This window comes from Acinetobacter endophylla (assembly GCF_053543775.1).
The window spans coordinates 1-1,728 of the sequence record NZ_JBLVOM010000085.1; the positions used below are offsets into that span (position 1 = coordinate 1).

At 32.9% G+C, this 1,728-nt stretch carries 3 pseudogenes; all 3 read right to left on the reverse strand.

Annotated elements, in window-relative coordinates:
- Positions 1 to 149, reverse strand: a pseudogene (locus tag ACNPNW_RS05305) (thiol:disulfide interchange protein DsbA/DsbL); the annotation flags it as partial.
- A gap of 177 nt (positions 150 to 326) precedes the next feature.
- Positions 327 to 466 (reverse strand): annotated as a pseudogene (locus ACNPNW_RS05310) (cation diffusion facilitator family transporter); the annotation flags it as partial.
- A 902-nt stretch (positions 467 to 1,368) separates the two neighbouring features.
- A pseudogene (locus tag ACNPNW_RS05315) lies at positions 1,369 to 1,728 on the reverse strand (IS6-like element IS1006 family transposase); the annotation flags it as partial.

Consider the following 1,728-nt stretch of genomic DNA (forward strand, 5'->3'; position numbering starts at 1 on the left):
AATTCACGTACCTCAATTTTGCCCGGTTTTTCGACTTTGACTGGTTTTGCGACCACCTGATAGTCCTGACCTGCCACAAAATTGGCCATAGCATTGCCTGAAAAGGCCAAAACAGATGCGGCAACAGCTCCTAAAAGGAATTTTTTCATTGGGATTATCGTCCTCTAAATCATTATGCTTAGTGTATGGGTTCACTATAAATCAATTATGCCGGTTCCGTTTTCATGCTGCGAACTTTTGTGCTATCAGAACCGCTACATTAAAGTATGCGACTGATTTTAAGTCAGTTAATATGGCCATTCGACCGCTATGTGTTTTTAGATAATCACAAAAGTTAAACTTTGAGTAATAAAAACGGTTATAATTTCTACGATTAAAACGTAGTGGTCAAACCTACAGTAAATATTAGCTTCTTACTATTCTCTTCAGTAACAGCCGCGTGGCTCTGAGAATGATCTTCTGACATACAATAGTTTCCTTATTCTATTTACGATTAGCTGAGAGACTTGAGTAAGCCTCAATATTTCTGCTAAAAATTGCTTACTATAATTGGTCAAGAAGCTTTCTTTTCATTTATCCACCGGGACAATATTGGTAATAAAACCAACATAAGAAGGGTTGATGAGATAATTCCTCCAATAACCACATTTGCTAGTGGGCACTTTACTTCTTTCTCCAATTCCAATGCCTCCCTAACTAATTAGAGAGTTTTAAGCATTATTACATGAATCTTTCCAGTACTATTGTTGCAAATATACTAAGTTGCATATTTATTCCTGCCTATGTATAGGAGCATATGTAACCCTAAAGTTTAAAATAGTCTTTTCGGATTATTTAAAAATTTGAAAATGGTAAAGAATAAATTAAAAACAATAAATATATTTATCATTCGATTTAAAAAAATTAATTAATCTTAGTTACACCATACTAAAAATAACTAATTTTTAGTTTTCCTAGTTATATGTGCTTCATTATAATTTTGAATTAATTCTCTTCACACCCTTTGCTTTTTTCATTGTTAATTATTTCTAAATTTTTCTCTAAGAAACGAAGTCCCCCATCAGCAAAACTACTGGTTGAAAAAACTATAGTAAAAATAACTAAAACAATCTTCATATATATATTATTGAATCTAATCATATCTTGGACCAAAAAATAATTTCTTCATATACTAATTCCTAGATATATACACCTAAATGACAACCAAATTACAAATTTGTAATTTTGTTAAGGTTTGTCCTAAAAAAAATAAATTAATACTATTTTAACAAAGATAAGTCGTTGCTGAAAAATTTGAATTGTAAGGGATTTAATTAGGCACTGTTGCAAATAGAGATTTGAGTCGATGATGTTCCCTTTAAAAAGTACTTAGAGACCGAAAACCCTGTTGATTAGACACACTTCACCCTGAGGCTGACCATAATAAAATGACGATGCTTGTCCTTTACGTAGTGCACGCATGACTTCAATACCTTTAATTGTGGCATAAGCCGTCTTCATAGATTTGAATCCTAATGTGGCCCTGATGATCCGCTTTAGCTTGCCATGATCACATTCAATCACGTTATTTTTATACTTAATCTGCCTGTGCTCAAGGTCTGGTGGACATTTACCTTCCCGTTTTAACCGTGATAAAGCACGTCCATATGTGGGTGCTTTATCCGTGTTGATCACTTGTGGAATTTGCCACTTCTTCACATTATTTAAAATTTTTCCAAGAAAACAATA